Genomic DNA, 25411 nt, shown 5'->3' on the forward strand with positions numbered 1-25411 from the left:
GAAGACCATGGCACGACTAAAAGAGATTTACTGGAAAGAAATCGCACCGAAGCTTAAGGAAGAACTTAAGCTCTCGAACGTGATGGAAGTTCCACGCGTTACCAAAATCACCCTGAACATGGGTTTGGGCGAAGCGGTCGGTGACAAAAAAGTCATCGAGCACGCTGTTGCTGACCTGGAAAAGATCACCGGTCAAAAAGTCGTTGTGACTTACGCTCGGAAATCCATCGCTGGCTTTAAAGTCCGTGAAGGTTGGCCGATCGGCGTCAAAGTGACTCTGCGCCGTGAGCGTATGTACGAATTCCTGGATCGTCTGCTGTCGATCTCCCTGCCTCGGGTTCGCGACTTCCGCGGCCTGAATGCCAAGTCCTTCGATGGTCGTGGTAACTACAGCATGGGCGTGAAAGAGCAGATCATCTTCCCGGAAATCGACTACGACAAGATCGATGCTCTCCGCGGTCTGGACATCACCCTGACCACCACTGCCAAGAACGATGATGAAGGTCGCGCTCTGTTGCGTGCTTTCAAATTCCCGTTCCGCAACTGATTGGAGTAGGACCATGGCCAAGATGAGCATGAAAAACCGCGAGCTGAAGCGTCAGCTCACGGTTGCCAAGTACGCCAAGAAGCGTGCAGCACTGAAAGCAATCATCGTTGATCTGAACGCAAGTCCAGAAGCGCGTTGGGAAGCTACAGTTGCTTTGCAGAAGCAGCCACGTGACGCAAGCGCTTCGCGCATGCGTAACCGCTGCCGCCTGACCGGTCGTCCACACGGCGTTTACCGCAAGTTCGGCCTCGGCCGTAACAAACTGCGTGAAGCGGCAATGCGTGGTGACGTACCAGGTCTGGTTAAAGCTAGCTGGTAAGTACTTTCAGCGTCTAGGGGGGCTGCATCGCAAGATACTGACCGCCGGTGACCTTGAATTTGGAACAAGCCCCTTTTGGGGCTTGTTTCATTTCCGGAGTGTGTCTAAAATACGCGGCTCGCCTGAGCCCGTGTTTTTTACGCTCGGAGATTCTCGGCGACATATGTAGCCGCAAGGCTAATTTTTTTGTATTAGGAGCGTCTAGCCCATGAGTATGCAGGACCCGTTAGCGGACATGCTAACTCGTATCCGTAATGCCCAGATGGCTGAAAAGTCCGTCGTAAGCATGCCATCTTCCAAGTTGAAGGTAGCTGTTGCCAAAGTCCTGAAAGACGAAGGCTACATTGCGGGTTATCAGATCAGCAGCGAAACCAAGCCACTGCTGTCCATCGAGCTGAAGTACTTCGAAGGCCGTTCGGTCATCGAGGAAGTGAAGCGCGTTAGCCGTCCAGGCCTGCGTCAGTACAAGTCCGCTGAAGATCTGCCGAAAGTTCGTGGCGGTCTTGGCGTGTCTATCGTCTCCACCAACAAAGGTGTGATGACGGATCGTGCTGCGCGCGCTGCCGGTGTCGGCGGCGAAGTTCTTTGCACTGTGTTCTAAGGGGGGATAAGCATGTCTCGCGTCGCTAAGAACCCCGTTAAGCTGCCAGCCGGTGTCGAAGTCAAATTCGCAGGCCAACAGCTTTCGGTGAAGGGTGCCAAGGGCACTCTTGAACTGAACATCCATTCGTCCGTTGAGATCGTTGAAGAAGCTGGTGAGCTGCGTTTCGCTGCTCGCAATGGCGATCAACAAACTCGCGCAATGGCCGGTACCACGCGTGCGTTGGTAAACAACATGGTCCAAGGCGTAAGCCAAGGCTTCGAGCGCAAGCTCCAGCTGGTCGGTGTTGGTTACAAAGCGCAAGCAAAAGGCACGGTTTTGAACCTTGCCCTTGGCTTCTCGCACCCAGTGGATTACGAACTGCCGGAAGGCATCACCGCTGAGACCCCTAGCCAAACCGATATCCTGATCAAGGGTATTGATAAGCAGCTGGTAGGTCAGGTGGCCGCTGAGATCCGCGACTTCCGTCCACCAGAGCCTTACAAAGGCAAAGGTGTGCGCTACGCGGACGAAGTCGTCCGTCGTAAAGAAGCCAAGAAGAAGTAGGGCATAGCAAATGACCGACAAAAAAGTTACTCGACTGCGTCGCGCTCGCAAAGCACGCCTGAAAATGCACGAACTCGAAGTCGTGCGTCTCTGCGTGTACCGCTCGTCGCAGCACATCTACGCCCAGGTCATCTCGGCCGACGGCAACCAAGTCCTGGCAAGCGCCTCGACTTTGGATAAAGAACTGCGTGATGGTGCCACTGGCAACATCGACGCGGCCACTAAGGTTGGCCAGCTGGTCGCTACGCGTGCTAAGGCCGCGGGCGTCTCGCAAGTGGCTTTCGACCGCTCTGGCTTCAAGTACCACGGCCGCGTGAAAGCGCTGGCTGATGCTGCTCGTGAAGCTGGGCTGGAGTTCTAAGTTATGTCAAATAACGACCAAAAGCGCGACGAAGGCTACATTGAGAAGCTGGTTCAAGTTAACCGCGTAGCTAAAACCGTTAAAGGCGGCCGTATCTTCACTTTCACTGCGTTGACCGTGGTAGGTGATGGTAAAGGGCGCGTTGGCTTCGGCCGTGGCAAGTCACGTGAAGTGCCTGCTGCGATCCAGAAGGCAATGGAAGCTGCTCGTCGCAACATGATCCAAGTTGATTTGAACGGTACCACTCTGCAGTACGCAATGAAGTCCGCCCATGGCGCTTCGAAGGTGTACATGCAGCCTGCCTCTGAAGGTACCGGTATCATCGCTGGCGGCGCTATGCGTGCTGTCCTCGAAGTTGCTGGTGTTCAGAACGTTCTGGCCAAGTGCTACGGCTCGACTAACCCTGTAAACGTGGTTCACGCCACTTTCAAAGGTTTGAAAGCCATGCAATCTCCTGAGTCCATCGCTGCTAAGCGTGGTCTGACTGTCAAGGAGATCTTCTGATCATGGCTACCGTTAAAGTAACGCTGATCAAAAGCATGACCGGCCGCATTCCTAACCACAAACTGTGTGTTAAAGGTTTGGGTCTGCGTCGCATCGGTCACACTGTAGAAGTCCAGGATACTCCCGAGAATCGCGGGATGATCAATAAGGCTTACTACATGCTGCGTGTAGAGGGTTAATCGATGAAACTCAATGATCTGAGTCCAGCGCCGGGCTCCCGTCGCGAAAAGCATCGTCCGGGCCGTGGTATCGGTAGCGGTTTGGGTAAGACTGGTGGCCGTGGTCACAAAGGTCAAACCTCCCGCTCCGGTGGCACCATTGCTCCAGGCTTTGAAGGCGGTCAACAGCCGCTGCATCGTCGCCTGCCTAAGTTCGGTTTCGTATCCCTGAAAGCTATGGATCGCGCAGAAGTGCGTCTGTCCGAGCTGGCTAAAGTGGAAGGCGACATCGTTACTGTGCAGACCCTGAAAGATGCCAACGTGATCAACGTCAACGTACAGCGTGTGAAAATCATGCTGTCCGGTGAAGTGACTCGCGCTGTCACTATCGGCAAGGGAATCGGCGCCACCAAAGGTGCGCGTTCGGCTATCGAAGCAGCTGGCGGCAAGTTCGAGGAATAAATGGCTAAGCAAGGTGCTCTCTCAGCGCTCGGCAAAGGCGGTATGTCTGAACTTTGGGCTCGTCTGCGTTTTCTGTTCCTGGCGATTATCGTCTACCGAATAGGCGCACACATCCCGGTTCCAGGTATCAACCCGGACCGACTCGCAGACCTGTTTCGACAGAATGAGGGGACCATTCTTAGCTTGTTCAATATGTTTTCCGGCGGCGCGCTGGAGCGGATGAGCATCTTTGCACTGGGGATCATGCCGTATATCTCGGCATCGATCATCATGCAGTTGATGACCGCCGTCAGCCCGCAGCTGGAGCAGTTGAAGAAGGAAGGTGAAGCTGGCCGTCGCAAGATTAGCCAGTACACCCGCTACGGCACTGTTGCTCTCGCTCTGGTTCAGGCTATCGGCATGTCCGTTGGCCTGGCTGGGCAGGGCGTTGCGTTCACTGGTGACTTTGGCTTCCATTTCGTCGCGGTATCCACATTTGTGGCTGGTGCGATGTTCATGATGTGGCTGGGTGAGCAGATTACTGAGCGCGGTGTTGGTAACGGTATCTCGATGTTGATTTTCGCAGGTATCGTCGCCGGTCTTCCGAGAGCGATTGGGCAGTCTTTCGAGTCTGCACGTCAGGGTGATATCAATATCTTCGCCCTAGTTGCTATCGGTTTGCTGGCAGTAGCGATTATCGGTTTTGTGGTGTTCATTGAGCGTGGCCAGCGTCGTATTGCTGTTCACTACGCCAAGCGTCAGCAGGGCCGTAAGGTCTTTGCTGCGCAGACTAGCCACTTGCCGCTGAAAGTGAATATGGCCGGTGTTATTCCGGCAATTTTCGCGAGCAGCATTTTGCTGTTTCCGGCTTCGTTGGGTACCTGGTTTGGCCAGTCTGAAAATATGGGCTGGCTGCAGGACCTCTCTCAGTCGATCGCTCCTGGTCAGCCGTTGAATATTCTGCTGTTTAGTGCAGGGATTATTTTCTTCTGCTTCTTCTATACGGCGTTGATGTTCAATCCGAAAGACGTAGCGGAAAACCTGAAGAAGTCCGGTGCCTTTATTCCGGGTATCCGTCCAGGTGAGCAGTCTGCGCGCTACATTGATGGCGTTCTGACTCGTTTGACCCTGTTCGGTGCTCTATATATGACGGCCGTCTGCCTGTTGCCCCAGTTCCTTGTGGTTGCAGCAAACGTTCCGTTCTACCTTGGCGGGACCTCGTTGCTGATCGTGGTCGTGGTTGTGATGGACTTCATGTCCCAAGTACAATCGCACCTCGTTTCGCACCAGTACGAATCCCTGATGAAGAAAGCCAACCTGAAGGGTTACGGCAGCGGCATGTTGCGCTGAGTACCTATAAGGTTCGAGGAGTTGGTGATGAAAGTTCGTGCATCGGTGAAAAAGCTGTGCCGTAACTGCAAGATTATTCGCCGCGAAGGTGTTGTTCGAGTAATTTGCAGCGCGGAACCGCGTCACAAACAGCGCCAAGGCTGAGTGTGATCCGCTTGAAGCCCGGCAGCTAGTGCGCTGCCGGGTTGATTATTTGTTATTACAGCGATATTATCTCGCGCCCTATTTCTTGGCTTCCGGGGCGTAGGTAGCTGTCAATTGGAGTCCCACTGAATGGCCCGTATTGCAGGCGTTAACATTCCAGATAACAAGCACACTGTTATCTCGCTGACCTACATCTATGGTGTTGGTCGCACTACTGCGCAGAAAATTTGCGCAGACACTGGGGTAAACCCAGCCGCTAAGATCAAGGATCTGAGCGACGAGCAGATTGAGCTGTTGCGTGGCGAAGTGGCGAAGTTCACCACTGAAGGTGACCTGCGTCGCGAAATCAACATGAAAATCAAGCGTTTGATGGACCTCGGTTGCTACCGTGGTCTGCGTCATCGTCGTGGTCTTCCAGTACGCGGTCAGCGTACCAAGACTAACGCGCGTACCCGTAAAGGTCCGCGTAAGCCGATCCGCAAGTAATCGCCCACGCGAATCGACAGGAAATTAATCATGGCAAAACCTGCTGCTCGTCCTCGTAAAAAAGTTAAAAAGACAGTGGTTGATGGCATCGCCCACATCCATGCATCTTTTAACAACACAATCGTGACCATCACCGACCGTCAAGGTAACGCGCTTTCTTGGGCTACCTCCGGTGGTTCGGGTTTCCGCGGTTCCCGCAAGTCCACCCCGTTTGCTGCTCAAGTAGCTGCTGAACGTGCTGGTCAAGCTGCGCTGGAATATGGCCTGAAAAACCTCGACGTTAACGTCAAAGGTCCAGGTCCAGGTCGTGAGTCTGCTGTCCGTGCTTTGAACGGCTGTGGCTATAAGATCGCCAGCATCACCGACGTGACGCCAATCCCGCACAACGGGTGCCGTCCGCCGAAGAAGCGCCGCGTGTAATCCAGGAGATTGTAAAGAATGGCTCGTTACATTGGTCCAAAATGCAAACTCGCTCGTCGCGAAGGCACCGATCTCTTCCTGAAGAGCGGCGTGCGCGCGATCGAATCGAAGTGCAACATTGAAGCAGCACCTGGTATCCACGGCCAACGCCGCGGTCGCCAGTCCGATTACGGCACCCAACTGCGTGAAAAGCAGAAGGTTCGTCGTATCTACGGCGTTCTCGAGCGTCAGTTCAGCGGCTACTACAAAGAAGCTGCTGGCAAGAAAGGTGCAACTGGTGAAAACCTGCTGCAATTGCTCGAATGCCGTCTGGACAACGTTGTATACCGTATGGGCTTTGGTTCGACTCGTGCCGAATCCCGTCAGCTGGTATCGCACAAGTCGATCAGCGTTAACGGTCAGACCGTAAACGTTCCGTCTTATCAGGTTCGTGCTGGTGACGTGGTCGCAGTTCGCGAGAAAGCAAAAAACCAACTTCGCATTGTCCAAGCTCTCGATCTGTGTGCCCAACGTGGCCGCGTAGAATGGGTAGAAGTAGACACTGAGAAGAAGTCGGGCGTTTTCAAGAACGTTCCTGCTCGCAGTGATCTGTCCGCCGACATCAACGAAAGCCTGATTGTCGAGCTCTACTCCAAGTAAGGGCTAGAAAATAGGTGCATCCATGCAGATTTCGGTAAATGAGTTCCTGACACCCCGCCACATTGATGTGCAGGTTGTCAGTCCAACCCGCGCCAAGATCACACTCGAGCCTCTCGAGCGTGGTTTTGGCCACACCCTGGGCAACGCGCTGCGCCGCATCCTGTTGTCCTCAATGCCCGGCTGTGCAGTAGTCGAGGCCGAGATTGACGGTGTGCTCCACGAGTACAGCGCCATCGAAGGTGTACAGGAAGACGTAATTGAAATCCTGTTGAACCTTAAAGGTCTGGCTATCAAGCTGCACGGCCGTGACGAAGTTACGCTGACCTTGTCGAAGAAGGGTTCGGGGGTGGTTACCGCTGCCGATATTCAGCTGGATCATGATGTCGAGATCGTTAATCCCGATCACGTAATCGCTAACCTGGCGTCTAACGGCGCCCTGAACATGAAGCTCACTGTAGCTCGTGGTCGTGGTTATGAACCGGCCGACTCGCGTCAGAGCGATGAAGACGAAAGCCGCAGCATTGGTCGCTTGCAGCTCGACTCTTCGTTCAGCCCGGTTCGCCGTATCGCATACGTGGTGGAAAACGCCCGTGTCGAACAGCGTACTAACCTGGACAAGCTGGTTATTGATCTGGAAACCAACGGTACTCTGGATCCTGAAGAGGCTATCCGCCGCGCTGCAACCATTCTGCAACAGCAGTTGGCTGCGTTCGTCGACCTCAAAGGTGACAGCGAACCAGTGGTAATCGAGCAGGAAGACGAGATCGATCCGATCCTGCTTCGCCCGGTTGACGATCTGGAACTGACTGTACGTTCGGCTAACTGCCTTAAGGCGGAAAACATTTACTACATCGGCGACCTGATTCAGCGTACCGAAGTAGAACTGTTGAAGACTCCGAACCTGGGCAAGAAATCCTTGACTGAAATCAAGGACGTTCTGGCCTCCCGCGGTCTGTCCCTCGGCATGCGCCTCGACAACTGGCCGCCTGCAAGTCTTAAGAAGGACGACAAGGCGACTGCCTGATCGTCGTAATCACCGAACGTGAGTTTGGTAAGGAATGAACCATGCGTCATCGTAAAAGTGGTCGTCACCTGAGCCGTACCAGCTCGCACCGCAAGGCCATGTTTCAAAACATGGCGGTGTCGCTGTTCGAGCACGAGCTGATCAAAACTACACTGCCGAAAGCTAAAGAACTGCGTCGCGTTGCTGAGCCGCTGATTACTTTGGCTAAGACAGACAGCCTGGCTAACCGCCGTCTAGCTTTCGACCGTACTCGTTCGAAAGCTATCGTTGGTAAGCTCTTCAACGACCTGGGCAAGCGTTACGCTACCCGTGAGGGTGGCTACCTGCGCATCCTCAAGTGCGGTTTCCGCGCTGGTGACAACGCCCCTATGGCGTACGTTGAGTTGGTTGATCGTGCTACTGCCGGCGAAGCTGTAAGCGCCGAGTAAGACGACAAGCTGTAACAAAGAACCGGGCCTAGTGCCCGGTTTTTTGTGCGCGTAACAAAAGCGCGATTTGTACAAGTTTTCGGGGTAGGGGCTTGGCACTATGCGGTTGAGGTTATTGGTAGTAATTTTCTATTGATGCGTGAAATTTAATGAATTTGTACGTGTCATGTTGCTGATCAATAATCCTCCCAAGCCGATTAGCCGGCAGTTCTAAGTCCGACCTGAGGAAAATTGAGCATGAGCCAGAATAAAATCCTTACTACCGCCAGCGGTGCTCCCGTTGCAGATAACCAGAATTCCCGTTCTGCTGGCCCGCGTGGCCCGCTGTTGCTCGACGATTTCCATCTGATCGAGAAGCTCGCTCACTTCAACCGTGAAAACATTCCTGAGCGCCGCGTACACGCCAAAGGGTCGGGTGCCTACGGAACGTTTACAGTCACCCAAGACATCACTCAGTACACAAGCGCCAAGCTGTTTGAATTTGTGGGTAAGCAGACCCCGACCTTCCTGCGCTTCTCAACTGTGGGCGGTGAGCGTGGTTCTGCTGATACCGAGCGCGACCCACGTGGTTTTGCCTTGAAGTTCTACACTGAGGAAGGCAACTGGGACATCGTGGGGAACAACACTCCGGTGTTCTTCATTCGCGACCCGCTGAAATTCCCTGACTTCATTCACACTCAGAAGCGTCTGCCGCAAAGCAATCTCAAAAGCGCACAGATGATGTGGGACTTTTGGTCGCACTCCCCTGAGGCGCTGCACCAAGTGACCATCTTGTTTTCGGACCGTGGCATTCCAGACGGCTACCGTCACATGCACGGCTTTGGCAGCCACACTTACAGCCTGATCAATGCTAATGGTGAGCGTCACTGGGTGAAATGGCACTACAAAACCAAGCAGGGGATCAAGAATCTGGCTCCAGCCGATGCTGCACGCTTGGCCGGTACCGACCCCGATTACGCCCAGCGTGATCTGTTCGGTGCGATCGAGCGCGGTGATTTCCCGAAATGGCGCGTCTGCATCCAGATCATGACTGAAGCCCAGGCTAACGCTCACTACGAGAATCCTTTCGACGTGACCAAAACCTGGTCGCAGAAGGAATTTCCGTTGATCGAAGTTGGTGAGCTTGAGCTCAATCGCAACCCGCAAAACTACTTTGCTGAAGTTGAGCAGGCAGCATTCGGCCCGAGCAATATGGTCCCAGGTGTTGGCCTGTCCCCAGACCGCATGCTGCAAGGTCGGGTTTTTGCCTACGCTGATGCCCACCGCTACCGTGTTGGCACCAATCACCAGCAGTTGCCGGTAAATGCGCCGCGCAACCCGGTAAATAGCTACCAGCGTGACGGGTCGATGGCTTTCGGCAGCAACGGTGGTGCCGCCCCTAACTACGAGCCAAACAGCTACGCCGATGCACCTAAGCAAGCTCCGCAGTACGCCGAGCCAGCCTTGGCCCTGAGCGGTGCCGCTGATCGTTACGATCATCGGGAAGACACTGACTACTACAGCCACGCCGGGGCGCTGTTCCGCCTGATGAACGATGATCAGAAAGCCCTGCTCACCAATAACATCGCGGGTGCAATGGCTGGGGTTTCCAATGATGTGGTTCAGCGTCAATTGGCGCACTTTTACAAAGCGGACCCTGCATATGGAGAAGCAATCGCAAAGGCATTGGGTGTATCGCTTAACTGACTCTAAACGATAAGCAGAACCGCCCTCATTTGGGCGGTTTTTGCGTTATTTTCGCTACTTTTCTCCGGAAATCTTCACTTTTATGCCGTTAGTCCCGTGACCTCCGAGTCATCATGGTTCAAACTACAGACTTTCAAGCAGGGAGATGTAGGGCGATGCAAGGTCACCCCGACGTAATCGATTACCTCAACACGTTGCTGACGGGCGAACTGGCAGCTCGTGACCAATATTTCATCCACTCGCGTATGTACGAAGACTGGGGTTTTACCGAACTCTATGAGCGTATCAACCACGAGATGGAAGAAGAGGCACAGCACGCTGACGCGCTGATGCGTCGTATCCTGATGCTCGAAGGCACGCCGCGCATGCGTCCCGATGATCTGGACGTGGGCACCAGCGTACCTGACATGCTCGCAGCCGATCTTCGCCTTGAGTACAAGGTGCGTGCTGCGCTCTGCAAGGGCATCGAGCTCTGCGAGCAGCACAGTGACTTCGTCACGCGGGAAATCCTGCGTGTGCAGTTAAACGACACCGAAGAAGATCACACCTACTGGCTGGAAAAGCAGTTGGGCCTGATCAAGTTGGTAGGGCTGGAGAATTATCTGCAATCGCAGTTCTGATTTCCGGCTACTAAAAAGCCCCTGTCACCGCAAAGTGACAGGGGCTTTTTTATGGGGCATACATCAGGCCCGATCACGCTCCAACAGCGGCTTCAAGTAGTAACCGGTGTGGGACTGCGGCATTTCGGAGACTTGCTCCGGTGTACCTACCGCGATGATCTGGCCACCCTTGGAACCGCCTTCCGGCCCCAGATCCACCAACCAGTCAGCAGTCTTGATCACATCAAGGTTGTGCTCAATCACGACCACAGTGTTGCCGTGGTCGCGCAATCGGTGAAGCACGTCCAGCAGTTGCTGGATATCTGCGAAGTGAAGGCCCGTGGTCGGCTCATCGAGGATATACAGAGTCTTGCCCGTATCGCGCTTGGACAGCTCGCGAGAGAGCTTCACCCGCTGCGCCTCACCCCCGGACAGCGTGGTCGCCGACTGTCCCAGCTTGATATACGACAGGCCTACATCCATCAGTGTTTGCAGCTTGCGCGCCAATGCTGGAACCGCGTCGAAGAACACGCGAGCTTCCTCGATGGTCATCTCCAGGGTTTCGTGGATGTTCTTGCCCTTGTACTTGATCTCCAGGGTTTCGCGGTTATAGCGCTTGCTCTTACATACGTCGCACGGCACATAAATATCCGGCAGGAAGTGCATCTCCACCTTAATCAGACCATCGCCTTGGCACGCCTCACAGCGCCCGCCCTTGACGTTGAACGAGAACCGGCCAGGACCGTAGCCACGCGAGCGTGACTCCGGAACACCGGCGAACAGCTCGCGAATCGGTGTAAACAGCCCAGTGTAGGTCGCTGGGTTAGAACGCGGCGTGCGGCCAATCGGGCTTTGGTCGATGTCGACGACCTTGTCTAAATGCTCCAGGCCTTTGATGCTGTCATGTGCCGCCGCTTCCAGGGTGGTTGCACCGTTCAGGGCGGTTGCGCTCAGTGGGAACAGGGTGTTGTTGATCAGTGTCGACTTGCCCGATCCAGAAACACCGGTCACGCAGGTCAGCAAGCCCAGCGGAATTTCAAGGTCGACATTACGCAGGTTGTTCCCGCGTGCGCCTTTGAGGTGTAGCGCCATCTTCTTGTTGCGCGGCGTGCGTTTAGCCGGTACTTCAATCTTCACGCGGCCAGACAAGTACTTGCCGGTCAACGAGTCCGGGTGAGCCATGACTTCGGCCGGCGTACCCTCGGCAACAATATGCCCACCATGTACGCCGGCACCTGGGCCAATATCGACCACATAATCCGCCAGGCGAATCGCGTCTTCGTCGTGCTCGACTACGATTACCGTGTTGCCGATATCCCGCAGGTGTTTCAGCGTACCCAGCAGTCGGTCGTTATCCCGTTGGTGCAAACCAATGGACGGCTCATCAAGGATGTACAAAACGCCTACCAGCCCGGCACCAATCTGGCTGGCCAGGCGAATACGCTGCGCTTCACCGCCCGACAGAGTATCGGCACTGCGATCCAGCGAAAGATAATCCAGGCCCACGTTAACCAGGAACTGCAACCGCTCACGGATTTCCTTGAGGATTTTGTCGGCAATCTCCCCACGGCGTCCTGTCAGCTTGAGGACACCGAAGTATTCACAGGCATCGCCAATCGGCAGATTGGTCACTGCCGGCAGCGTCTTCTCACCCACCCATACATGCCGCGCCTCACGACGCAGGCGAGTGCCACGGCAATCCGGGCAAGGTTGAGTGCTGAGGAATTTCGCCAACTCTTCGCGCACGCTCGCCGATTCGGTCTCGCGGTAGCGCCGCTCCAAGTTCGGCACGATGCCTTCGAACGGGTGGGAGCGCTTGACGATGTCGCCACGGTCGTTCAGGTATTTAAAGTCGACGTTCTGCGAGCCACTGCCATTAAGGATGACCTTCTGCTGATCTGCCGGCAGTTGGTTGAATGGCACTTCAAGGCTGAATTTATAGTGAGACGCCAGTGAACCCAGCATCTGGAAGTAGTAGACATTACGCCTGTCCCAGCCGCGTATTGCCCCCTCCGCCAACGTCAGCTCGCCGTTGACCAGGCGTTTGATGTCGAAGAATTGCTTTACCCCAAGACCATCGCAGGTCGGGCAAGCGCCGGCCGGGTTGTTGAAGGAAAAAAGCTTGGGTTCCAGCTCGCTGATGGCGTGGCCACAGATCGGGCAGGCAAAGCGTGCGGAGAAGATGATCTCTTCACCCGGCTCGTCATCCATCGGCGCCACCAGGGCAATACCGTCCGCCAGTTTCAGCGCGGTTTCGAATGACTCGGCAAGACGCTGCTGCAGGTCGGCGCGCACTTTGAAACGGTCGACCACTACATCGATCGAATGCTTCTTCTGCTTGTCGAGCTTTGGCGCTTCATCCAGCTCATACAGCTTGCCGTTGATGCGTGCGCGTACAAAACCCTGGGCACGCAGCTCTTCGAAAACAGAAAGGTGCTCGCCCTTACGCTCGCGAATCACCGGGGCCAGCAGCATCAGCTTGGCGCCTTCCGGCTGGGCCAGTACCAAGTCGACCATCTGGCTGACGGTCTGGGCTTCCAGCGGAATGTCGTGGTCCGGGCAGCGCGGAATACCTACCCGCGCGTACAGAAGGCGCAGGTAGTCGTAGATTTCGGTGATGGTGCCCACGGTGGAGCGTGGGTTGTGGGATGTCGACTTCTGTTCGATGGAAATCGCCGGCGACAGACCTTCGATGGTGTCGACGTCAGGCTTTTCCATCATCGACAGGAACTGCCGGGCATAGGCCGACAGCGATTCCACATAGCGGCGCTGACCTTCGGCATACAGCGTGTCGAACGCCAGGGACGACTTGCCCGAGCCGGACAAGCCGGTGATGACAATCAGTTTGTCCCGGGGCAGGGTCAGGTCGATGTTCTTCAGGTTGTGGGTTCTAGCCCCACGAATCAGGATCTTGTCCAAGATGGCCTCGCACGGCGGGCGTAAATAATGCCGGAGTATACGGCTAAAGACTGGATGAATATACACTGTCAAAGTGCCGGGTGCAGCCTTACATGAAAGCTGCGCGGCAAAGCGCCGCATATACCCTCTCAATCGATGGGACTGGTAGAATCGCCGCCGGTTCACACGAGGTTTTTCCATGCACGATCCCCACAGCGAACGCATGAGTAGCGGCGAGACCCGAGCAGCAAGCGGTCTGGCCCTGGTGTTCGCGTTCCGTATGCTTGGCATGTTCATGGTGTTGCCGGTACTGGCGACCTATGGAATGGATCTGGCAGGCGCGACCCCCGCACTGATCGGCCTGGCGATTGGCGCCTACGGCCTGACCCAGGCGATTTTTCAGATCCCTTTTGGGATCATTTCCGACCGCATTGGCCGTCGTCCGGTGATTTACCTCGGGCTGATCGTCTTCGCCCTCGGCAGTGTGCTCGCGGCGCAGTCCGATTCCATCTGGGGTGTGATCGCCGGGCGTATCCTGCAGGGTGCTGGGGCGATTTCCGCTGCGGTGATGGCGCTCCTCTCTGACCTGACCCGCGAACAACACCGCACCAAGGCCATGGCCATGATCGGCATGACCATTGGCCTGTCGTTTGCGGTGGCCATGGTGGTCGGTCCCTTGCTGACTCGTGCTTTCGGCCTGCACGGCTTATTCCTGGCCACCGGCGGCATGGCGTTGTTCGGGATCGTGATCGTGGCCTTTATGGTGCCGCGCTCCACCGGCACGTTGCAGCACCGGGAGTCGGGTGTCGCACGCAAGGCGTTGTTGCCGACGCTCAAGCACCCAGACCTGCTGCGCCTGGATTTAGGTATCTTCGTATTACACGCAATGCTGATGTGCAGCTTCGTCGCCTTGCCCCTGGCCCTGGTGGAAAAAGCCGGGCTGCCCAAGGAGCAGCACTGGTGGGTCTACCTCACTGCTCTGCTGATTTCGTTCTTCGCCATGATTCCGCTCATCATCTACGGCGAGAAGAAACGCAAAATGAAACGAGTTCTCCTGGGTGCCGTCGCGACATTGATGCTCACTGAACTATTCTTCTGGCAGTTCGGCGACAGCCTTCGGGCGCTTGTGATCGGGACGGTGGTGTTTTTTACCGCGTTCAACCTGCTGGAGGCTTCATTGCCTTCGCTGATCAGTAAAGTTTCACCGGCGGGTGGCAAAGGCACGGCCATGGGGGTGTATTCCACCAGCCAGTTCCTTGGCTCGGCGTTGGGCGGCATCATGGGCGGCTGGATGTTCCAGCATGGCGGTTTGTCGGTTGTGTTCCTCGGATGCGCCGGGCTTGCTGCACTTTGGCTGGTCTTTGCTGTTACCATGCGCGAACCTCCCTACGTCACAAGTCTGCGTTTGCCGCTATCGCCTGAGGCGATCCGTGAAAGCGGTCTGGTAGAGCGCCTGAAGGCAGTCGTAGGGGTAACAGATGCAGTCGTGGTCGCTGAAGAGGCGGCCATTTACATCAAATTGGACACCGAATTATTGGATCGCGCGACGCTTGAGCAACTGGTCAATCCAGTGCCGACAGCGCGCCCAGCTTAGGAGAACGTTATGGCCCGTGGGGTTAACAAAGTCATATTGGTCGGTACATGCGGCCAGGATCCCGAAGTTCGCTACTTGCCTAACGGTAACGCCGTGACCAACCTGAGTCTGGCGACCAGCGAACAGTGGACCGACAAGCAAACCGGCCAGAAGGTCGAGAAAACCGAGTGGCACCGTGTGTCGATGTTTGGCAAGGTTGCAGAGATCGCCGGCGAATACCTGCGCAAAGGTTCGCAGGTCTACATCGAAGGCAAACTGCAGACCCGCGAGTGGGAAAAAGACGGCATCAAGCGTTACACCACTGAAATCGTGGTCGACATGCAAGGCACCATGCAACTGCTGGGCGGTCGTCCACAAGGCGATCAACAGGGCCAGGGCGGCATGTCCAACTCGGCACCGCGTCCACAGCAGTCGCGTCCACAGCCAAGCCAGCAGCCACAGCGTGAGTCGCGTCCAGCGCCACAACAGGCCGCTCCGCAACCGGCTCCGGATTTCGATAGCTTTGATGACGATATTCCTTTCTAGGATATCGCTCGGAGCAATCCGTAAAGCTTTCCCGAAAAGCCCCATGAGCCCTGCTCTTGGGGCTTTTTTGTTTGTAGGTTCGCATTGAGAACCGCCGACCCACACAGTCATGGATGAACATCGTGTCGAACACACTGCTGCGCTACGTATTGGCCGTCGTTTTGGCGGCCGGCTGCACCGCGTTACACGCTGAGCCAAAAGCTTCTAAAAACCTGATTGTCGGCCTCTGGGCCATGCAGTCATTGAACGAAGGTCAAACGACCGTGGCTGAGTTCAGGTCCGATGGCCAATTGTTGATGCACGCTTTCGACTGCGTGAAATCAACTCGGGAACCGACGAACGTGGTCGCTTATTCCGTGGCTGACAATGGGGAGGTAATCAACATGATATTACCGACCAAAACCATTGAGCTGAAGGTGCTGACCTTTTCTCCCGAGGCCATGCAGTTCACTTCCCGAACGGATGGCATGGAAATCAGGTACGACCTTGAAAAAGTCGACAGCATCGATTCTGTGTGCGAACGCTACCCTCAGCTCAAGGCCGAGCAGGCCCGGAGTACGCCCTACACTGACAGTGATTTCGTCGCTGCCCCTGCCATTCCCGACCATCCGGGTATGGACCGCTACGTCGGCAAATGGAGCTCCAGTAATTTTGTGATGTATGAAATTACCCGAGATGTGAACGGGGTTTTTTACCTGAGTACGCCCAGTGACAAAAACTGGCATTACCTCTACAACGACGTCCACTGGATAGGCAATGCACTGCATTTCCAACGGTATACCTACTCGGACCATGAACAGGCGTTTCGTCTGCCAAAGCACAAATTACTCACCCCTACCAGTCTTGAACCCATGCTTGACGGCCGGATGCGCGAAGACTTCATCCTCAATGGCGATCCGTACATGAGTTTTCTGAAGCGGATGAAATGACGGCATAGAAGATCTCCGGCCCTGGCATTTGTCCTCATGGGTCACACGATTTAGGCTGTAGCCCCTTCCAAAGAACAAGGAAAGCCGCGATGACCTGGTCTGCCAAGCAGTACACGATGTTCGAGCAACAACGCACCCGTCCGGTCCGTGACTTGGTTGCAGCCATTCCAAATAGTGACGTGAAAACCGCCGTTGACCTGGGTTGCGGCCCTGGCAACTCCACTGAAGTGCTGGCCGAGCGCTTCCCTCAAGCACATGTCATCGGCATGGACAGCTCCGACGATATGTTGATCGACGCCCGCAAACGCCTGCCGGAATTGAGCTTTGAACTGGCCGATATCGGCGCCTGGAGTCCCGCGCAAAAATTCGACGTGATCCTGGCCAACGCTTCGCTGCAATGGGTGCCCAACCACAGCACGCTTTACCCTCATCTGGTCAACCAACTGACGCTCGGCGGCACGCTGGCAGTGCAAACCCCGGACAACCTCGATGAGCCTGCACACCGGCTTGCGCGTGAAGTCGCGGCCGATGGCCCGTGGTCTGCAAAGCTTGATACGGTCAAACACAATGAGCGGTACGCGGCGAGCTACTACTACGAGTTGCTGAGCAAGCACTGCGCTGCCGTTGACGTATGGCGCACGACCTACCTGCACCCGTTGGCGGATCACGGGGCTGTGGTGGAGTGGTTCAAGGGCACGGGATTGCGTCCATTCCTTGCGCCTTTGACCGATGGTGAAAAAGCCGCCTTTCTACAGGAATATCAGGCGCGGATTGCCCAGGCGTATCCAGCCCTGGCGGATGGCACTGTGTTACTGCCGTTCCCGCGCCTCTTTATTATCGCGACCCGCTAAAACACCCAGGCAAGCAGCGTTTACGCCGCCGCTGCTTGCGCCTTCAAATACTCCTCCGCCGACACCACGCCCGCATACCCAAACGCCAACGAGGCCATGTACGCGCCATGCACCTGCGCGGCCGGAATCACCTGCCCGTTGAACTCCTGATCGCGGGTGGCGCAGGCATCATGAATCACCGTGACCTTGTAGCCCAGATCCGCTGCGGCCCGCACCACGGCATCGACGCACATGTGGCTCATGCTGCCGACCACCACCAGTTCGGTGATGCTGCGTTGTTCCAGCAAGGCGCGCAGATTGGTTTCACGAAACGAGTTCACGAAATGTTTAAGCACCACAGGCTCATTGCTTTCGTTCAGTACCTTTGGATGCAACTGCGCGCCTTGTGACCCAGGCGTGAAGAACGGTGCATCTTCGGACGTGAATTCATGGCGCACATGAATCACCGCATCACCTGCCTGGCGGAACGCCTTGAGCACCTGCGCAGCCTTGTCCGCCGCAGCTTCCACACCATCAAGCGGCCACTTGCCCTGGGGGAAGTAGTCGTTCTGGATATCGATTAGGATGAGCGCTTGCTTGGCCATGGGTATTGCCTCGTGATGGGTTGATGGGCCCAGTATCTTAGCTGGCGCCGGCGCCGGGGATTGGCTGCACCGACAATAACAGGGGGAAAACTGACAATGGCTGTTGTTGAGCTGGGCGTGTTGATCTACGAAGGGGCGCAATTGGCCGCCGTGCATGGCCTGACCGACCTGTTCGGCGTGGCCAACCGGATTGCGGCCGAGCATCAGTCTGCACAACTGCCGCTGCTGCGTATCAGTCATTGGCAGGTAAGTGCCGATGGCTCGCTGAAAAGGGTATTCGACAGCCACCCAGGCCCCGACCAGCCGATGATGGCCGTGCTGGTGCCCCCGTCGATCGGTGAGTTCACCGAAGAACAAGCGCCGCCTGCGCTGTTGGAGTGGCTTCGTCAGCAGCACGCGACGGGGACCGTACTCGGTGGCGTCTGTATCGGCTCGATCATGCTGGCGCGCAGTGGCTTGCTGGATGGGCGCAGCGCTACTACCCATTGGTCTTCCGCCAAGTCTTTTGCCGCACGCTACCCCTCCGTGCGCCTGGAGGCGGACAAACCTATTGTCGATGACGGCGACCTGATTACTACGGCGGGGCTGATGGCGTGGTCCGAACTGGGCCTGCGTCTGGTTGACCGTCTCATGGGGCCGAGCATCGCTGCCGACACCGCGCGGTTCTTGGTCATCGAACACAGCGACAGCGCCAGCCAGTGCGGCAGTAACTTTGCGCCGATCCTCGGTCATGGCGACGCGGCCATTCTCAAGGTTCAACATTGGTTGCAAGCCAGCGGGGCGGTAGATGTGTCCGTCGCGACCATGGCGCAAGAGGCGGGGTTGGAAGAACGAACTTTCCTGCGGCGCTTTCGCGGCGCCACTGGCTTGAAACCCACCGAATACTGCCAGCACCTGCGTGTGGGCAAGGCGCGGCAGATGTTGGAGTTCACCAACGGCACCATCGACCATATCGCCTGGACCGTGGGCTATCAGGATCCCAGCGCCTTTCGCGCCATTTTCAAGAAAATCACAGGTCTGGCGCCCAGTGATTATCGCAGCCGTTTTGGCGTGTGAATCGTGCAGAACGCCGCGCACTTGACGCCTCGTCGTGCAGAATAAAACAGGCCAAATGCCATCGGTTTTTCAGTAACTGATTGATTTCAAACCGGTCCCGCCCCTCCGTGTTTTGGCCTGATCCCTGCAGCCTTCTTGATACACACATGGCCGGAAGGCCAAGGGGGAAGCATGACCCCGACACAACGCAAAAAATGGGTGGTCGCTTACTCCATACGAGAGGGCGCACCTCAGCATGAAGTCCACACAAACCTCGCCCTGGCCCGCTGGCTGGCGCAAATTCTGGGGCTTAAATTCGGTGGCAGCTACGATCCGCAAAAACATGCTGGCCGTGAGCTGTATTTACTGCCCACGCAAACTCTTGTGGGCCCGGCGCAAGCCCGGGCCCTTAACGTCAAAGGCCCCGAAGATCTATGGGGCGGCTATGTCGATCACGACTTCATCTGCACCAAAGCCATCAGCCATGGTTTGTTAAGCCCTGAGGCCAAGGCGCCAGAGGGGTGGTCGTCGTTGTTCTGCGAGCGGGTAAAAAAAGTCGTGTTGGAAGGCCTCAGTGTATTCGCGCTCGAAGACGCACTGCCCGCTGCCACGCGTTTGCTCAACGACGGGCCCATTCGCCTGAAACCAGTGCACGCCTGCGCTGGACGCGGCCAGGAAGTTATCCACAGCCTCGATGCCTTCAAAGCCGTGCTGGCCAGGCCTGAGGCCGTGCAATTGTTCGACGAAGGCGTGGTGTTGGAGCAGGACCTGCATGATGTGGTCACCCATAGCGTGGGCCAGAGTTTTATCGGCGATCACGTGTTCAGTTACTGCGGCGAGCAATACCTGACCGAAGACGGGGAGGGCGAAGGTGTCTATGGCGGATCCGACCTGCTGGTCGTACCCGGTTATTACGAAGACTTGCTTAAGCTCGATCTGCCCGAGGACGTACGCCTGGCCATCGAGCAAGCGCAGGTCTTCGACACGGCAGCTGATGAAGCCTACCCCGGCTTCTATGCCTCACGGCGCAACTACGACATCGCTCAAGGCTTGGATAGCCACGGCCAGCGTCGTAGTGGCGTGCTCGAACAATCCTGGCGCATGGGCGGCGCCAGCAGCGCGGAAGTCGCGGCGCTGCAGAGCTTCATCAACCACCCGGGCCTTAAAGCCATTCATGTGTCCTCGGTAGAAACCTACGTGGACCAAGCGCTGCCGGCGGATGCCATTGAGGTGTACCGCGGCCCCGCGGAAAACAGCGAATTTCTTCTCAAGTACGTGACGGTTAAATCTTATGACGGCTAGAAGTGAAACCATTTCCATCGATATCGACGACGAACAAATGAGCGGCACGTTTCTGAGCCCTAAATCCAAAGTGCCGGGCGTGTTGTTTGTGCACGGCTGGGGCGGTAGCCAAGAGCGGGATCTGGAGCGGGCCAAAGGCATCGCCGGCCTGGGGTGTGTGTGCCTGACCTTCGACCTGCGCGGTCATGCTGGCAACGGTATTCCATTGAACCGCGTCACCCGCGAAGACAACCTGCGGGACCTGCTGGCGGCGTATGACCGGCTGCTCGCCCATCCTGCCATCGACACCTCGGCGGTGGCGGTCGTGGGCACCAGTTATGGCGGCTACCTGGCTGCAATCCTCACTTCGCTGCGCCCGGTACGCTGGCTGGCGCTGCGTGTGCCGGCGTTGTACCGCGATCAGGAATGGCTCAAGCCCAAGCGCGATCTGGATAAGGTCGATTTGATGGATTACCGCAGCACCCTGGTGCATGCCGAGACCAACCGCGCCTTACATGCTTGTGCGGCGTTTACCGGTGATGTGCTGATTGTCGAATCGGAAACCGATGACCATGTGCCCCACGCCACCATCATGAGTTACCGCGCCGCGTGCCAGCAGACCCATTCCCTGACTCACCGCATCATCGATGGCGCTGACCACTCCCTCAGCGATCCGGTTTCCCAACAGGCCTACACCTCGATCCTGGTGGACTGGATCACCGAGATGGTGGTCGGCGAGCGGTTGAGCATCATCCAATCCCAGTAGTGCGTTCAGGCGGGTGTTTTCTTCACCCGCAACGCCTTGGCCTTGGCTTCCACGCCCAAGTACATCACCAGTGCAATCAGCAGCGGGCAGATGAAGTAGATCGCCCGATACGCAATCAACCCCGCCAGCAAACTGCCCCGCGACGCCTCATGCTGTAACAGCCCGATAAACACCGCTTCCAGCACCCCAAGCCCGGCTGGGATATGGGTGACTACGCCGGCAATCGCGCTGATCAACAACACACCCAGTACCAGCGGATAGTCCAACTTGGCGGGCAGCAGGGTAAAAATCACCGCCGCCATCAGCGACCAGTTCAACGCGCCCAACGCCAGTTGCAAGCAGGCCATGCGCAGCGATGGGAGGTTGATCTCGATGCCTCGGATCGACCACGCGCGTTTTTTCGAAAATTGGCAGGCCGCTAGGTAGCCCAGGCTGGCCAACACCAGCAATACACCCACCCCTTGCAGCGCGCCGCTGCTCAGCTTCCAGCCAGGCGGCATGGTCACCAGCCCGCTGCTGAAAACCGCGCCCGCCAGCGCCATGTAGCCAAACCAATTGGTGGCCAGGCTCAGGCCCAGAATCTTGGCGATATTGCCGGTGCTCACGCCCAACCGCGAATACAGCCGATAGCGCATGGCGATGCCGCCGACCCACGCGCTGAGGTTGAGGTTGAACGCGTAGCTGATGATGCCCACCGGCAGAATCTGCTTCCAGCGCAATGGCTGGCGGATGTAGGTGCGGCCGATCAGGTCGAAGCAGGCGTAGACGATAAAGCTGCACAGGGTCAACGCGCCTGCTATCAGCAAGGTACGCAGTTTGAAATCACCCAGCGTCTGGACCACCTCGCTCCAGTCGATCCTGCGGGCGAGCAGGGTGAACAGCACGATCAGCAGCAGGAAGAAGGCGATGGTCAGGGGCTTCTTCCAACGCTTGAAACGCTCAGCTTTCATGGCGCTGTTCCTCATGCACGAAGGGTTTCAAGCGCGGTTTGTGCGCAGGCAGCCAACCGGTCAGCGCGGGGAAATGGCGCATCACATGGAACACCAGGAAGCCGACGGTCAATCGCCACAACCACAGGCGTGGCTTGCGGTTTTCCGGCATGGTCTGACAGTGATTTTTACTGAGCACTTCGAGGCGCTCGTACAGTTGCTGATTAAACGCGCGGTCGCGAATCAACACGTTGGCTTCCAGGTTCAGTGCCAGGCTCAATGGGTCCAAGTTGCTCGAACCTACAGTGCTCCACTCGTCATCCACCAATGCGACTTTGCCGTGCAGCGGGCGCTGGCAGTATTCGTGAATCACTACACCGTCTTTGAGCAGGTAGTCGTAGAGCATGCGTGCTGCCAGTTTGGCCAGCAGCACGTCGGGTTGGCCCTGCATGATCAACTGCACATGCACGCCGCGGCGCGCGGCGTTGCGGATTTCCCGCAGCAGGCGGTAGCCGGGGAAGAAATACGCGTTGGCGATCACCGCTCGGTGTTGGGCCTTGCTCAGGGCATGGATATACGCTTCTTCGATATCGTCGCGGTGTTGCAGGTTGTCACGGTAAATCAACCGTACCAGGCCGTCGCCGTGCTCGCTCGACCACGCTGAAGGCCGCTGCTGGCGCCGTCGCCACCCGCGCCGCGTGCGCACCTGGCGACCACTTTGTGCCAAGGCAAAGTGATGCAAGTCTGCCACCGCCGGGCCAATTACCTGCACCGCGTAATCCTGTTTGGCCTCGGGGCCGAAATCCCCCAAGTGATCAGCAGAGAAGTTGATCCCGCCGATAAACCCCACGGTGGCGTCCACCACCACAATCTTGCGGTGCAGGCGGCGGAACCAGTTTGTGCGAATCCCCAGCGTCTTGGACGCCGGATCGAACATCTGCACCGTCACGCCGGCCTCGGCCAGCTCACCGAGAAACCCCGCGCTCAGCTCGCCGCAGCCAAAGCCATCCAGGCTGACCACGACCTTGACCCCACGCTGCGCCGCCTCGATCAGGATACGTTGCAGCTCATGGCCAACCTTGTCTTCGAAAAGGATAAAGGTCTCCAGCAGGATCTCGCGCCGGGCTTGGCGCAGCGCCTCGAATACCTTGGGAAAGTACGCTTCGCCGTTCTCCAGCAACTCGACCTGATTACCGCTTTGCCAGCCGTAATCCAGGTCGCGTGCCTTGGTTTCGTCCGGCGGCTGGTCGGTAGAGATGTGCTCGACCGCAACGTTCATAGCTCAATCTCCACCGACAGCGGCACATGGTCTGAAAGATGGGACCACGGCCGTGTGGTCAGCACCTGTGGGTTGTGAACCTTCACGTTGCGCACATAAATGCGGTCCAGCGGCAGCAACGGCAGGCGTGCCGGGAAGGTGCGCGCCGGTTTGCCAAGGGTGTGCACGAACACCTCGGTGAGGCCGCTTTGGCTCAAATCGGCCCGCTGGCGCCAGTCGTTGAAATCGCCGGCGACCACCAACGGCGCATCGGCGGGAATCTCGCGGATGCGCTGCTCCAGCAAACGCAATTGCTGCTGGCGATGCACCTCGCGCAAGCCCAGGTGGATACAGATTGCGTGCACTTCCTGCCCGCTGCCCGGCAAGCGCAACACGCAATGCAGGAGGCCACGGTTTTCATGGCCGCTTTGGGAGATGTCGAGGTTGTCGTAGCTCACGATCTGGAATTTCGACAGCAGCGCATTGCCGTGGTCGCCATGGGGGTAAACCGCGTTACGCCCGTAAGCGAACTGCGGCCAGATACTGTCGGCCAGAAACTCGTACTGCGGCATGTTCGGCCAGTCGCTGTAGCGCTGCGGATGGCGCTCGTGGGTGCCATGGATTTCCTGCAGGAACACCATGTCTGCGCCCACGCTGCGCACCGCTTCTCGCAGCTCGGGCAGGATGAAGCGTCGGTTCAGGGCGGTGAAGCCCTTGTGGATATTGACCGTCAGCACTGTAAAGCGCGTGATGGCGACGCTGGGGGTAACGGGCACCCAGTCGGGGATCGCAGTCATGTGTATTCCTGTGAAGAGTGGGGCTTGGCTTCATGTAATGGCTGACTGCTGGCGGCTGGAGAAAGTTTCGAGCGTCCTACGGACGGTTCTGAAGGACGCATGGAGTTACAAATGCTGTTGAATTGCCATCACTGACGTGATCCAATCCCGCGCTATTTACCCCATTCAACGATTGTGCAGGGCCTGTTCATGGATGATGCAGTTGGCGCGTATTCGGCGTTGGCAGTGGGTCGGCGGCTCTTTTCATGAAGGCCGGAACCCATCAAGTGAATACCTCCTTTACCCGAAAAATCAGCCTGCTTGCTGGCGCCGTGGCGCTCAGCGGCTGCGCGACGCTTAACGACGCGGGCAAAAACTACGGCACGGCCATCGGTTGCGCCGGTGGTGCATTGCTCGGTGCAGGCCTGACGTATGCGATCACGGGCGATGCCAAAAAGGCGATCGTCGGCGGTGGTGTGGGCGCGGCGGCCGGTTGTGTGGCGGGTAACTTGTGGCAGAACCGTTTGCAGGAACTGGAGCGGATCGCCAAGGAAGAGAACCTGAATATCCAGGTGCAAACCCTGCAAAGCCAGGAGGTCGCCAGCGGCAACGCCCGCGCGCCGGCACCGACTGAAGCGGGCATCGTTGCCCAAGTGCAGGATGAAGGCATGTTCGCCACCGGCAGCGCGCAGTTGAGCGCCAATGGTCAGCGCCAGGTCCGCAAGTTGGCCGCCGCGTTCGCGCCCAAGCAGGGCCAGAACAGCCAAGCGGCGATTCTGGTCGTCGGCCACACCGACGCTACCGGCAGCGCCGCCACCAACCAGCGGTTGTCCGAGCAACGTGCCCGCGCCGTGGCGTCGATCCTGGCCGAGCAAGGCATCGCCCCGCAGCGTATGTTTTTCCAGGGGGCGGGGGCTTCGCGGCCAATCGCCGACAACAGCGATGTGCAGCAACGCGGCAAGAACCGTCGGGTTGAGATCGTTGAAGTGACTGACCGCAACATGCTGGTCAAACGGGTCAACGCCGAACAGAACAACTCCAAATACCTGGCGCACGGTACCTCGACCGAGCCTGCGCGCACCGTCGCCCGCGCGCCGAAAAACAAGCCTGCTGCCACCACCAAACCGGCTGCCGAGAGCAAGCCCGCCGATGCCGGTACCGCCCTGGTCGACTTTGGCGGCCAGCCGGCCAGCGACACGCGTTGGACCCTGGCCCAAGGCATCGCGCCGAAAAAGGCCGGGTTCGCTCTGGTCAGCAGCGCGCAAGCCAACGATCTGCCCAACAGCAGTTGCGAAGCCGACCGCCCGCGAGAAACCGGCAAGGTGTTCAACCTCGCCAGCGGCAAGGCGCTCGACACCCAAGTCACCACCGAGTACCTGCCGGGCTACAACAACCGCGTGTGGGCGAATGTGGTCAATGGCCACCTGGTGACGCTGTCACCGGTTTCGATCCTGCGTGACGGCGCCAGCGTCGACCGCCAACCCTTCATCGAAGTGGTGCAGGGCTACAAGGACGGCAACCGCAAGTCGATCAAAAGCAAAGCCGTGGCCAACACCTACGAAGGTGAGGACCTGGTGCTCTATCGCGTTTTCATCCAAGACCCCAAGGCACCGGTGTCGTGTATCGACGTGGTGTTCAGCAAGAAAAACTCCGAAGCCACGGACGGTGCGTTGTTCTACCCGCGCAGCCGTGAAGCTTTCACTACCCGTTTCGTGCCGATTCGCGCGTAAGA

At 57.3% G+C, this 25411-nt stretch carries 30 protein-coding genes; 25 read left to right on the forward strand and 5 right to left on the reverse strand.

What is annotated here, in order from left to right:
- The first annotated feature begins 7 nt into the window (after positions 1-7).
- The 17 genes from rplE (at position 8) to bfr (ending at position 10274) form a co-directional block, all read left to right on the forward strand.
- Positions 8-547, forward strand: a complete 540-nt coding sequence (gene rplE, locus BW43_RS24180; protein WP_003176415.1) for a 50S ribosomal protein L5 — start codon at positions 8-10, stop codon at positions 545-547.
- Between the two features lie 13 nt (positions 548-560).
- Entirely contained in the window at positions 561-866 is a 306-nt protein-coding gene (gene rpsN / locus BW43_RS24175; RefSeq protein WP_003176414.1) for a 30S ribosomal protein S14, read from the forward strand.
- 208 nt (positions 867-1074) lie between these two features.
- Complete coding sequence (rpsH, locus tag BW43_RS24170; protein ID WP_010566853.1) at positions 1075-1467, forward strand: 30S ribosomal protein S8; 393 nt, start codon at positions 1075-1077, stop codon at positions 1465-1467.
- 12 nt (positions 1468-1479) lie between these two features.
- Positions 1480-2013: a 50S ribosomal protein L6 gene (gene rplF / locus BW43_RS24165; RefSeq protein ID WP_003176412.1), complete on the forward strand. Its 534-nt coding sequence runs from the start codon at positions 1480-1482 to the stop codon at positions 2011-2013.
- Positions 2014-2023: 10 nt separating this feature from the next.
- Positions 2024-2374, forward strand: a complete 351-nt coding sequence (gene rplR, locus BW43_RS24160; protein WP_003176410.1) for a 50S ribosomal protein L18 — start codon at positions 2024-2026, stop codon at positions 2372-2374.
- Positions 2375-2377: 3 nt separating this feature from the next.
- Positions 2378-2878: a 30S ribosomal protein S5 gene (rpsE, locus tag BW43_RS24155; RefSeq protein ID WP_003176409.1), complete on the forward strand. Its 501-nt coding sequence runs from the start codon at positions 2378-2380 to the stop codon at positions 2876-2878.
- A 2-nt stretch (positions 2879-2880) separates the two neighbouring features.
- Complete coding sequence (rpmD, locus tag BW43_RS24150) at positions 2881-3057, forward strand: 50S ribosomal protein L30 (RefSeq protein WP_003176408.1); 177 nt, start codon at positions 2881-2883, stop codon at positions 3055-3057.
- Between the two features lie 3 nt (positions 3058-3060).
- Positions 3061-3498: a 50S ribosomal protein L15 gene (rplO, locus tag BW43_RS24145; protein WP_003176407.1), complete on the forward strand. Its 438-nt coding sequence runs from the start codon at positions 3061-3063 to the stop codon at positions 3496-3498.
- The gene (gene secY, locus BW43_RS24140; protein WP_017736663.1) at positions 3499-4827 is read left to right on the forward strand and encodes a preprotein translocase subunit SecY; all 1329 of its coding nucleotides are present in this window, start codon (positions 3499-3501) and stop codon (positions 4825-4827) included.
- A gap of 27 nt (positions 4828-4854) precedes the next feature.
- Positions 4855-4971 carry a 50S ribosomal protein L36 gene (gene rpmJ / locus BW43_RS28090; protein ID WP_002555468.1) on the forward strand — a complete coding sequence of 39 codons (117 nt, stop codon included), beginning with the start codon at positions 4855-4857 and terminating at the stop codon, positions 4969-4971.
- 129 nt (positions 4972-5100) lie between these two features.
- Positions 5101-5457, forward strand: coding sequence for a 30S ribosomal protein S13 (gene rpsM / locus BW43_RS24135; RefSeq protein WP_003210063.1), 357 nt, complete (start codon positions 5101-5103; stop codon positions 5455-5457).
- Positions 5458-5487: 30 nt separating this feature from the next.
- Positions 5488-5877: a 30S ribosomal protein S11 gene (gene rpsK / locus BW43_RS24130; RefSeq protein WP_002555466.1), complete on the forward strand. Its 390-nt coding sequence runs from the start codon at positions 5488-5490 to the stop codon at positions 5875-5877.
- Between the two features lie 18 nt (positions 5878-5895).
- Positions 5896-6516, forward strand: coding sequence for a 30S ribosomal protein S4 (gene rpsD, locus BW43_RS24125; protein WP_003176404.1), 621 nt, complete (start codon positions 5896-5898; stop codon positions 6514-6516).
- 22 nt (positions 6517-6538) lie between these two features.
- Entirely contained in the window at positions 6539-7540 is a 1002-nt protein-coding gene (gene rpoA / locus BW43_RS24120; protein ID WP_003176403.1) for a DNA-directed RNA polymerase subunit alpha, read from the forward strand.
- 41 nt (positions 7541-7581) lie between these two features.
- Positions 7582-7968: a 50S ribosomal protein L17 gene (rplQ, locus tag BW43_RS24115; RefSeq protein ID WP_003176402.1), complete on the forward strand. Its 387-nt coding sequence runs from the start codon at positions 7582-7584 to the stop codon at positions 7966-7968.
- A 237-nt stretch (positions 7969-8205) separates the two neighbouring features.
- Complete coding sequence (locus BW43_RS24110) at positions 8206-9654, forward strand: catalase (protein ID WP_032884536.1); 1449 nt, start codon at positions 8206-8208, stop codon at positions 9652-9654.
- 155 nt (positions 9655-9809) lie between these two features.
- Complete coding sequence (bfr, locus tag BW43_RS24105) at positions 9810-10274, forward strand: bacterioferritin (protein WP_032884537.1); 465 nt, start codon at positions 9810-9812, stop codon at positions 10272-10274.
- A 63-nt stretch (positions 10275-10337) separates the two neighbouring features.
- Here the strand turns inward: bfr and uvrA are convergent, their stop codons facing one another.
- On the reverse strand, positions 10338-13172 hold the full coding sequence (gene uvrA / locus BW43_RS24100; RefSeq protein ID WP_032884538.1) for an excinuclease ABC subunit UvrA: 2835 nt from the start codon (positions 13170-13172) through the stop codon (positions 10338-10340).
- Positions 13173-13350: 178 nt separating this feature from the next.
- Between uvrA and BW43_RS24095 the strand changes: the two genes are divergently transcribed.
- The 4 genes from BW43_RS24095 (at position 13351) to tam (ending at position 17050) form a co-directional block, all read left to right on the forward strand.
- Entirely contained in the window at positions 13351-14745 is a 1395-nt protein-coding gene (locus tag BW43_RS24095) for an MFS transporter (protein WP_032884539.1), read from the forward strand.
- A 9-nt stretch (positions 14746-14754) separates the two neighbouring features.
- Positions 14755-15270, forward strand: coding sequence for a single-stranded DNA-binding protein (locus tag BW43_RS24090; protein ID WP_003232445.1), 516 nt, complete (start codon positions 14755-14757; stop codon positions 15268-15270).
- Between the two features lie 122 nt (positions 15271-15392).
- A complete protein-coding gene (locus tag BW43_RS24085; RefSeq protein WP_155989934.1) occupies positions 15393-16199 on the forward strand; it encodes a hypothetical protein in 807 nt (268 codons plus the stop codon).
- A gap of 89 nt (positions 16200-16288) precedes the next feature.
- Entirely contained in the window at positions 16289-17050 is a 762-nt protein-coding gene (gene tam, locus BW43_RS24080; protein ID WP_032884541.1) for a trans-aconitate 2-methyltransferase, read from the forward strand.
- Between the two features lie 20 nt (positions 17051-17070).
- Here tam and BW43_RS24075 read toward each other — a convergent pair whose 3' ends face one another.
- Complete coding sequence (locus tag BW43_RS24075) at positions 17071-17634, reverse strand: cysteine hydrolase family protein (protein WP_032884542.1); 564 nt, start codon at positions 17632-17634, stop codon at positions 17071-17073.
- A gap of 96 nt (positions 17635-17730) precedes the next feature.
- Between BW43_RS24075 and BW43_RS24070 the strand changes: the two genes are divergently transcribed.
- The 3 genes from BW43_RS24070 to BW43_RS24060 all read left to right on the forward strand — a co-directional run bounded on the left by BW43_RS24070 (position 17731) and on the right by BW43_RS24060 (position 20716).
- Positions 17731-18690: a GlxA family transcriptional regulator gene (locus BW43_RS24070; protein ID WP_032884543.1), complete on the forward strand. Its 960-nt coding sequence runs from the start codon at positions 17731-17733 to the stop codon at positions 18688-18690.
- 171 nt (positions 18691-18861) lie between these two features.
- Complete coding sequence (locus tag BW43_RS24065; protein WP_032884544.1) at positions 18862-19971, forward strand: DUF3182 family protein; 1110 nt, start codon at positions 18862-18864, stop codon at positions 19969-19971.
- The gene (locus tag BW43_RS24060; protein ID WP_032884545.1) at positions 19961-20716 is read left to right on the forward strand and encodes a S9 family peptidase; all 756 of its coding nucleotides are present in this window, start codon (positions 19961-19963) and stop codon (positions 20714-20716) included. The genes BW43_RS24065 and BW43_RS24060 overlap by 11 nt, the downstream gene beginning before the upstream one ends.
- Positions 20717-20721: 5 nt before the next feature.
- Here BW43_RS24060 and BW43_RS24055 read toward each other — a convergent pair whose 3' ends face one another.
- Genes BW43_RS24055 through BW43_RS24045 form a run of 3 tightly spaced genes read right to left on the reverse strand, consistent with a single transcriptional unit; the run spans position 20722 to position 23700 of the window.
- The gene (locus BW43_RS24055) at positions 20722-21666 is read right to left on the reverse strand and encodes a lysylphosphatidylglycerol synthase domain-containing protein (protein WP_099603296.1); all 945 of its coding nucleotides are present in this window, start codon (positions 21664-21666) and stop codon (positions 20722-20724) included.
- Complete coding sequence (gene clsB / locus BW43_RS24050) at positions 21656-22924, reverse strand: cardiolipin synthase ClsB (protein ID WP_032884547.1); 1269 nt, start codon at positions 22922-22924, stop codon at positions 21656-21658. Before clsB ends, BW43_RS24055 begins: the two co-directional genes overlap by 11 nt.
- A complete protein-coding gene (locus BW43_RS24045) occupies positions 22921-23700 on the reverse strand; it encodes an endonuclease/exonuclease/phosphatase family protein (protein ID WP_032884548.1) in 780 nt (259 codons plus the stop codon). The genes clsB and BW43_RS24045 overlap by 4 nt, the downstream gene beginning before the upstream one ends.
- Positions 23701-23966: 266 nt before the next feature.
- Here BW43_RS24045 and BW43_RS24040 point away from each other — a divergent pair, with 266 nt between their 5' ends.
- Positions 23967-25409, forward strand: coding sequence for an OmpA family protein (locus BW43_RS24040; protein ID WP_032884764.1), 1443 nt, complete (start codon positions 23967-23969; stop codon positions 25407-25409).
- Positions 25410-25411: the final 2 nt, after the last annotated feature.

Origin of the sequence: Pseudomonas sp. RIT357 (genome assembly GCF_000632245.1) — a bacterium.
In the GTDB taxonomy this organism is placed as follows: Bacteria; Pseudomonadota; Gammaproteobacteria; order Pseudomonadales; family Pseudomonadaceae; genus Aquipseudomonas; species Aquipseudomonas sivasensis.

Excerpts from the sequence above, each read along its gene's own strand:
- BW43_RS24060 (WP_032884545.1), top strand. The coding sequence starts at position 19,961 with ATGACGGCTAGAAGTGAAACCATTTCCATCGATATCGACGACGAACAA.
- rplF (WP_003176412.1), top strand. The coding sequence starts at position 1,480 with ATGTCTCGCGTCGCTAAGAACCCCGTTAAGCTGCCAGCCGGTGTCGAA.
- BW43_RS24065 (WP_032884544.1), top strand. The coding sequence starts at position 18,862 with ATGACCCCGACACAACGCAAAAAATGGGTGGTCGCTTACTCCATACGA.
- clsB (WP_032884547.1), bottom strand. The coding sequence starts at position 22,924 with ATGAACGTTGCGGTCGAGCACATCTCTACCGACCAGCCGCCGGACGAA.
- rplR (WP_003176410.1), top strand. The coding sequence starts at position 2,024 with ATGACCGACAAAAAAGTTACTCGACTGCGTCGCGCTCGCAAAGCACGC.
- rpsM (WP_003210063.1), top strand. The coding sequence starts at position 5,101 with ATGGCCCGTATTGCAGGCGTTAACATTCCAGATAACAAGCACACTGTT.
- BW43_RS24070 (WP_032884543.1), top strand. The coding sequence starts at position 17,731 with ATGGCTGTTGTTGAGCTGGGCGTGTTGATCTACGAAGGGGCGCAATTG.
- rpoA (WP_003176403.1), top strand. The coding sequence starts at position 6,539 with ATGCAGATTTCGGTAAATGAGTTCCTGACACCCCGCCACATTGATGTG.
- rplO (WP_003176407.1), top strand. The coding sequence starts at position 3,061 with ATGAAACTCAATGATCTGAGTCCAGCGCCGGGCTCCCGTCGCGAAAAG.
- BW43_RS24055 (WP_099603296.1), bottom strand. The coding sequence starts at position 21,666 with ATGAAAGCTGAGCGTTTCAAGCGTTGGAAGAAGCCCCTGACCATCGCC.
- rpsE (WP_003176409.1), top strand. The coding sequence starts at position 2,378 with ATGTCAAATAACGACCAAAAGCGCGACGAAGGCTACATTGAGAAGCTG.
- secY (WP_017736663.1), top strand. The coding sequence starts at position 3,499 with ATGGCTAAGCAAGGTGCTCTCTCAGCGCTCGGCAAAGGCGGTATGTCT.
- BW43_RS24090 (WP_003232445.1), top strand. The coding sequence starts at position 14,755 with ATGGCCCGTGGGGTTAACAAAGTCATATTGGTCGGTACATGCGGCCAG.
- rplQ (WP_003176402.1), top strand. The coding sequence starts at position 7,582 with ATGCGTCATCGTAAAAGTGGTCGTCACCTGAGCCGTACCAGCTCGCAC.
- BW43_RS24045 (WP_032884548.1), bottom strand. The coding sequence starts at position 23,700 with ATGACTGCGATCCCCGACTGGGTGCCCGTTACCCCCAGCGTCGCCATC.
- BW43_RS24095 (WP_032884539.1), top strand. The coding sequence starts at position 13,351 with ATGCACGATCCCCACAGCGAACGCATGAGTAGCGGCGAGACCCGAGCA.
- rpsK (WP_002555466.1), top strand. The coding sequence starts at position 5,488 with ATGGCAAAACCTGCTGCTCGTCCTCGTAAAAAAGTTAAAAAGACAGTG.
- rpsD (WP_003176404.1), top strand. The coding sequence starts at position 5,896 with ATGGCTCGTTACATTGGTCCAAAATGCAAACTCGCTCGTCGCGAAGGC.
- bfr (WP_032884537.1), top strand. The coding sequence starts at position 9,810 with ATGCAAGGTCACCCCGACGTAATCGATTACCTCAACACGTTGCTGACG.
- rpsN (WP_003176414.1), top strand. The coding sequence starts at position 561 with ATGGCCAAGATGAGCATGAAAAACCGCGAGCTGAAGCGTCAGCTCACG.
- BW43_RS24110 (WP_032884536.1), top strand. The coding sequence starts at position 8,206 with ATGAGCCAGAATAAAATCCTTACTACCGCCAGCGGTGCTCCCGTTGCA.
- rpmJ (WP_002555468.1), top strand. The coding sequence starts at position 4,855 with ATGAAAGTTCGTGCATCGGTGAAAAAGCTGTGCCGTAACTGCAAGATT.
- rpmD (WP_003176408.1), top strand. The coding sequence starts at position 2,881 with ATGGCTACCGTTAAAGTAACGCTGATCAAAAGCATGACCGGCCGCATT.
- rplE (WP_003176415.1), top strand. The coding sequence starts at position 8 with ATGGCACGACTAAAAGAGATTTACTGGAAAGAAATCGCACCGAAGCTT.
- tam (WP_032884541.1), top strand. The coding sequence starts at position 16,289 with ATGACCTGGTCTGCCAAGCAGTACACGATGTTCGAGCAACAACGCACC.
- BW43_RS24075 (WP_032884542.1), bottom strand. The coding sequence starts at position 17,634 with ATGGCCAAGCAAGCGCTCATCCTAATCGATATCCAGAACGACTACTTC.
- rpsH (WP_010566853.1), top strand. The coding sequence starts at position 1,075 with ATGAGTATGCAGGACCCGTTAGCGGACATGCTAACTCGTATCCGTAAT.